This is a genomic window from Negativibacillus massiliensis (genome assembly GCF_900148495.1).
GTDB lineage: Bacteria > Bacillota > Clostridia > Oscillospirales > Ruminococcaceae > Negativibacillus > Negativibacillus massiliensis.
The window spans coordinates 1-6,133 of the sequence record NZ_FTRU01000004.1; the positions used below are offsets into that span (position 1 = coordinate 1).

Annotated in this window: 6 protein-coding genes; all 6 read left to right on the plus strand. The window is 51.9% G+C overall.

The genetic code is table 11. The annotated features are described in order from the left end of the window. The first annotated feature begins 437 nt into the window (after positions 1-437). On the plus strand, positions 438-1,964 hold the full coding sequence (locus BQ5375_RS00115; protein ID WP_060811998.1) for a hypothetical protein: 1,527 nt from the start codon (positions 438-440) through the stop codon (positions 1,962-1,964). Between the two features lie 245 nt (positions 1,965-2,209). Then, positions 2,210-2,491 carry a type II toxin-antitoxin system RelB/DinJ family antitoxin gene (locus BQ5375_RS00120; RefSeq protein WP_005948237.1) on the plus strand — a complete coding sequence of 94 codons (282 nt, stop codon included), beginning with the start codon at positions 2,210-2,212 and terminating at the stop codon, positions 2,489-2,491. Further along, positions 2,484-2,756, plus strand: a complete 273-nt coding sequence (locus tag BQ5375_RS00125) for a type II toxin-antitoxin system YafQ family toxin (RefSeq protein WP_033119709.1) — start codon at positions 2,484-2,486, stop codon at positions 2,754-2,756. Before BQ5375_RS00120 ends, BQ5375_RS00125 begins: the two co-directional genes overlap by 8 nt. Positions 2,757-3,019: 263 nt before the next feature. Next, the gene (locus tag BQ5375_RS00135; RefSeq protein ID WP_033120805.1) at positions 3,020-3,553 is read left to right on the plus strand and encodes a hypothetical protein; all 534 of its coding nucleotides are present in this window, start codon (positions 3,020-3,022) and stop codon (positions 3,551-3,553) included. A gap of 54 nt (positions 3,554-3,607) precedes the next feature. After that, positions 3,608-4,549, plus strand: a complete 942-nt coding sequence (locus tag BQ5375_RS14440; protein ID WP_235821902.1) for a hypothetical protein — start codon at positions 3,608-3,610, stop codon at positions 4,547-4,549. A 242-nt stretch (positions 4,550-4,791) separates the two neighbouring features. Continuing rightward, the gene (locus BQ5375_RS00145; protein ID WP_033120806.1) at positions 4,792-6,018 is read left to right on the plus strand and encodes a plasmid recombination protein; all 1,227 of its coding nucleotides are present in this window, start codon (positions 4,792-4,794) and stop codon (positions 6,016-6,018) included. Positions 6,019-6,133 lie beyond the last annotated feature (115 nt).

Below are 6,133 nucleotides of genomic sequence, written 5' to 3' on the forward strand. Positions count from 1 at the left end.
ATGGAGCTGTAAAAGAAGCCTGTCCGGGAGCCTTGCAAGAGCCGCCCGGACAGGCTATAATAACAGTAAAAATAGGGAATAAAATGTATTGATAATATATGCCCCCCTATGGGGTGAAGGGGACAAGCTGAAATGGGTTTGTCGTAAAATAGGGAATAAAATGTATTGATAATATATGCCCCCCTATGGCCTTTAGGCCAGGGAAAAAATAATAAAATATTCTCTCTCTGACAGGGAGAAAGTCGGAGGGGGTTATGGGGGTGAGCGGCGGGGTGTGGGAATGTGGTAAACCTGAAAGGTTTTCCATCATTTCCATGCCCCAGAGCGAGGGGGAAAAGGGGGAGGTGACTTTCTCTTTAAGGCCCCGAAGGGGCCGCTCTTTGGCTCCCCCTTTTCCCCCTGTGGGTTTGCAGAATGTACGAAAAGAGGTGTAAGGAATGGAGGATCAGCAAGCAGCCCTGGAACAGCTCCGGGAACTTTACAGGGAAAAGAATGAGCATTTAGAGAAGTTTTTGGAGCCGGTGGAGCCGTATGAGTTTTATCGTGAGATCTTCCCGGAAGGATCTTTCGAGAGGAAGGGCCATTTTGAGGACAGGAAGGGAAACGGGATCGCGGTGACAGTGACGAAAGGTGAGGTTGACAGGGCAACCGGGATCGCCCTGCAGATCGAGGGGGACGGTAAAGCGAAACGCTGTACCATCACTGACGAGCTGGACGAGCTGAGGGAGCTGCAAGACACCGATTTTACGATTATGTCCCCGATCTCCTATTTTGGGCTGCGGCGGTGCGGCAAAAATGCCCGGTATCTCTATGCTTTGGTCTTTGACCTGGACGGGGTAGGTATGCCCCAGCTCCGGGACACGCTGCACCAGATGAACAAGGATATTTTGCCCCAGGCAACCTTTGTTGTAAACAGCGGGACAGGGCTTCACCTGTATTATGTGCTGAAAGAGCCGGTGCCTATGTACCCGTACAACCAGAAATGCTTGAAAGAGTTGAAATATTCCCTCACTCGGCAGATTTGGAATAAGTTTACCTCCACCATCAAGGAGCCACAAATGCAGGGGATTTTGCAGGGATTTCGGGTGGTCGGCTCCGGCTCGAAGCTGGGGCGTGAGTACCCTGTGAGGGCGTTCCGGCTCGGCGGGCCGGTGGAGCTGGTGCGGCTGCTTGATTATATCCCGGACAGCAACGGGGAGCAGCAGCGGCTTGAAGGGCTTATGAGAAAGAGCCGCCTGTCGCTGGCCGAGGCGAAAGAGAAGTACCCGGATTGGTATGAGCGGCGGATCGTCAAGAAGGAGCGGCGGGGCCGCTGGACGGTCAAGCGTGACCTTTACGACTGGTGGCTGCACCGGATCGCCGATGAAATCCGGGTGGGCCATCGTTTCTATGGCATTATGACGCTGGCGATTTATGCGAAAAAATGCGGGATAGACGAGGACGAGCTGCGCCGGGACGCTTTCGCGCTGCTCCGGCCTTACGATGATATGAGCGTGGAGGATATAAACCGCTTCACGAAAGATGATGTGGTGTGCGCCCTGGAGATGTTCAACGAGGACTATGTGACATTCCCCAGGGACGATATAGCGAAGCTCTCCGGTCTGACTATGCCTGTCAACAAGCGGAACTGGCGCAAACAGCCAGTACATTTGCAGGGCGCGAGAGCAATCCAGGAGATTAACGATAAGGCTAATGGTACGAATTGGAGAGAAGGGAACGGGCGGCCTAAAGGCAGCGGAACGGCCCAGGCGCGGGTTTATGAATGGCGGCAGCAGCACCCGGAGGGGCGCAAGGCCGACTGTCACCGGGAAACTGGCCTTGATCCGAAAACCGTCCGCAAGTGGTGGGATTGTCCGCCGCCAGCGGTGCGCTTTGAAAATGGGCATATAACGGTGCGGGTGTCCCCTTCCCAGGAGTTGAGCGATTGGCTCCTGGATGCGCTGCACGATGGGGGCCAGGAATAAGGCCCAGAAAGGCCCCTGTTACGCTTTAGAAGCCGTTTTCAGCCCTCCGAGGGTAAATATACCGGCCCCCTCTCTACCGCGTTTGGAAAGCCGCATAAATCAAGGCTTTTTTGCCCTCTAAATGCGAACATACCAGGGTAGAAGTTTAAGGGCCAGTGCTTGGGTAAACGGTCAGGAACATATATTGACATTGTAAATAAAAAGTTATACAATGGATATAATAAGAATGAAAGGAGTTGCTACCTATGGCAAATACAAATATTAACATTCGTATGGACGCAGACTTGAAGCGGCAGTTTGAGGCGTTCTGTGCTGATATGGGAATGACGATGACAACGGCGTTCAATGTTTTTGCGCGTAAGGCGGTGCGGGAGTATAGAATACCCTTTGAAATCAGCGGCGATGTGCCGAACGCTGAAACCGTTGAAGCAATCAAGGAAGTAAAGAGAATGAAGGCCGATCCGAGCCTCGGCAAGACCTATTCCAATGTCGATCAGATGATGGAGGAGCTGCTTGCCGATGTATAACATAAGACCAACCACAAAATTTCAGAAGGATTTGAAGCGCGTGAAAAAGCGCGGCTTTGATATTTCTTTGCTGACGGATATTATTAAAAAGCTGGCTGCGGGGGAGCCGTTGCCAGAGAAGAACAGGGAGCACCAACTTTCCGGGGATTATACGGGGTGTCGTGAGTGCCACATTACGCCGGATTGGTTGCTGATCTACGAAGTGGACGGGGACGAGCTGATTTTATATCTCACCCGGACGGGATCGCATAGCGATTTATTTTAGGGGAAGGAGGAAAGGTCTATGAGCTGGGATAAAGAGAGGATCGCGCAGATACAGCTTCCCGATCCGGCAGACGATGATCCGCACCCTCGGCTGCTCCTGGAAGGTCGCGGCATACACGCAGGGCAGGGTTTTACGGCCCTGTTCCCTGATGGGTGGCACGAGATTACCCTGGAAGTAGCGTGGGAGCCGACAGGCCCCGGCTGCTGGTACATATCTACGCCGGGGTTTAAGGGCGTGTGTCCTGTGGGCCTGTTCGTAAAGGTATGAAAACGATCCGGCAGATAGCTGACGAGATAGGGGTATCAAAGCAAGCTGTTTTCAAAAAAATTAAGCGTGAACCACTGTCAACCAGTTTACAGGGGTTGACGGCAACGGTTGACGGTAGGTTGATGGTAGAGGTTGACGGCGAAAAGCTGATAAAACAGGCGTTTTCTGAAATTGCACCGTCAACCACCGACAACCAGTTGACGGGCGCGGTTGACGGTTTGGTTGACGCGCCGTCAACCAAAAATGCAGAAAAAACAGCAGAGGTTGATGGTGTGATTTCTGTTTTACAGGCCACCATCGACACGCTGCAGGGGCAGCTTGAAGTGAAAGACCGGCAGATCGAGCAGCAGGCCCAGACCATTACCCGGCTTACTGACGCGCTGGCCGCCGCCCAGCAGACAGCGGCAGCGGCCCAGGCCCTACACGCGGGGACAATCCAGCAGCAGCTTATTACCGGGGAGGCTGGAACGGATCAGCAGGAACCGGAACAGAAAAAAAGCTGGTTTTCAAAAATTTTTGGTGGCAGATAGGAAAAAAAGGATATTTTTTTCGTCACTACAAGTTAAGAAAGGCGGTGTGATACAGTGAAAAAGATTGCTCTTGTTTTGGTGGCGGCTATGGTTTTGGTATTCACTGGTTGCGAAAAAAAGGAAACTATTTCAATGCCTTTTGATGTTGCTGATGTGAATAATATCGAGATGTATCGCAATGTTGTGCCAAACTCCGCTGAAAAGCAAGTCATTACAAAAACCGATGATATAGAGGATATTTATTTTCTGTTTTCGGGATTGGAGGTAAGCGATAAAAAAACGGAGCCTGTTGCTGGAGGGACAGTAACAAGTTTTCGGTTTAATCTCTCAAATGATACAAGTTATGAGATTATCTACTGTGCAGAAGCAGTAAAGTCAGGCAGACTGAAACTTCCAGAGGAGAAACTGGATTATTTTACAGCAGCTGATATTGAATCTTATTGGGACAACTACCAATATGAGATTGTTCCTGTAAGTGAGAATGAACTGCCGGGACAGGAAGAAACGCAAGAATGGGATAAAATCCCTATGGTAATGGTGGATGGCAAACTCTACTATGATACGGGGAAAGAAAGTACCATAAGTGGCCATTGCGGGGTAATGGACGGGGAAATCACTTCATCGGTTGATGGCTCTGAGATACCGACAAAGGATAACCAATCTAATTTTGGAACAGGATTTGAATATCAATACGGGGCCGACAATACCATAGAGATTTTTATGAACGAGAAATGGATCGTTTTTGAGCAAAGAGAAGGAGCCGGAAATCAAGTCCGATATGGTGATCGGATGGTAGATGCGGAGGGCCTTTCCAAAGAAACGCTTGAATGGCTGGATTGGTATAATAGCTTGCCGGAAGAACAACAGTTAGCTGTAAGTGCTGTGCCGCCAGATTTGCTTGAAGAAAGCGGCCTTGTAAAAACAGAGGACGCAGAGGTTTCTGCACAGGAAGATGAATTGTGTGGCTATCCTCTTGCACCAGAAGAAGTAGAGTGACAACAGAAATTCTTGGAGACAGTTGTGAGGCTGCTTCTTTTAGCCCCCGGCAGGGCGCAAAAGCACTTTCATACTGCCAGCCCCGAAGGGGCGGCGGTGTGAAAGTGCTTTTGCGTTACTTTCTCACAAGAAAGTAACAAAGAGGTTGTGGCCTGCGGCCAGTTATGGTAAAATAGGAGTAGTAGGATATAGGCTTTTGCAGGAAAGGGACGGGTGATTTTATAGGCACAACCATTTCGGGAATGACGGGCCGGGGAAGTATCCGGCACAACAACAGGAGCTTTTCAGCGGCGAATGTAGACCGGAGCAGGTCGGGGCAGAATGTCACCTTTTGCAACGAGGATTTGAAGAAGGTGTACCACGAACTTTTCGATGAAGCCCTGGCCGCCTACAATGCCAAAAAGAAAAAGACCAGGGACAAGATACCAGATTACTATGAGCATATCCGGCAGAGCAAACAGGAGAAGCTATTTCACGAGGCTATCTTCCAGATCGGCAACTTGACGGACTGCGGGTGCGGCTCCCCTGGAGGGGAACGGGCGGCGGCAGCTCTCAAAGAATTTGCAGAGTCCTTCCAGGAGCGCAACCCTCATCTGCGGGTGTTCAATATGGTGCTGCACATGGACGAGGCCACGCCCCACCTCCATGTGGACTTCGTGCCTGTGGCAACGGAGCAGAGCCGGGGCCTCTCAACGCGGGTATCAATGAAACAGGCGTTAAAGCAGCAGGGATTTGAAGGGATGGGCCGAAAGCAGACCGAATGGAAAGCCTGGATGGAACGGGAGAAAGAAGCCCTAACGGAAATCGCCCAGGCTCACGAGTTTGAGATTATCAGCCTGGGCGGTGGCCGCGAGCGTATGGAGCTACCAGAGTACAGAGCAGCGGCCCAGCGGCTTGAAGCTATCCAGGAACAGGTGACAGCAGCAGAGCAGGAGATCGCGGCCCTGGAAAAGCAGAGAAAGGCCCTGCAAGGGAATGTGAAGCTGCTGAAAGCGGTGGAGAAGGTTAAGCCCGATCTGGACGCGATACAGCCGGAAAAGACGCTGACAGGGGCCGTCAAGGGTGTGACGGTGGAGCAGGTGAAGGAGCTGAAGGCGGCGGTGATCCGGGGCGCGGCGGCAGAGCAGAAGGTGCGGGAGCTGAAGGTAGAAAACCAACAGCTTCAGCAGAAAATCCCCTCGATGAAAGAAAAACTGAAGGAGGCCCAGGAGCGGCAGCGGCTTGAAAATGAAAACCGGCAGCTCAAAGTGCAGGTGGAATACCTGGAAGAAGATTTGAGCTGGGAGCGTGGGATTTCGGCGCGGCTCCGGGAAGGGATCGGGGCGGTGCTGGACTTTCTGGATCAGCACTTGCCGGAGCAGTTCCGGCCCCTGGTCGAAAAGGCGCGGGAACTGCTACCAGTGCCAGAGGTGCAGCAGCCGGAGAGAGAACAGGAACAGGGCCACACCTGGGGCGGTATGGAGCTGTAAAAGAAGCCTGTCCGGGAGCCTTGCAAGAGCCGCCCGGACAGGCTATAATAACAGTAAAAATAGGGAATAAAATGTATTGATAATATATGCCCCCCTATGGGGTGAAGGGGACAAG

What these genes read in the sequence shown, in the direction of transcription:
- BQ5375_RS00125 (WP_033119709.1), top strand. Translation starts at nt 2,484, where the DNA reads ATGTATAACATAAGACCAACCACAAAATTTCAGAAGGATTTGAAGCGC.
- BQ5375_RS00145 (WP_033120806.1), top strand. Translation starts at nt 4,792, where the DNA reads ATGACGGGCCGGGGAAGTATCCGGCACAACAACAGGAGCTTTTCAGCG.
- BQ5375_RS00135 (WP_033120805.1), top strand. Translation starts at nt 3,020, where the DNA reads ATGAAAACGATCCGGCAGATAGCTGACGAGATAGGGGTATCAAAGCAA.
- BQ5375_RS00115 (WP_060811998.1), top strand. Translation starts at nt 438, where the DNA reads ATGGAGGATCAGCAAGCAGCCCTGGAACAGCTCCGGGAACTTTACAGG.
- BQ5375_RS00120 (WP_005948237.1), top strand. Translation starts at nt 2,210, where the DNA reads ATGGCAAATACAAATATTAACATTCGTATGGACGCAGACTTGAAGCGG.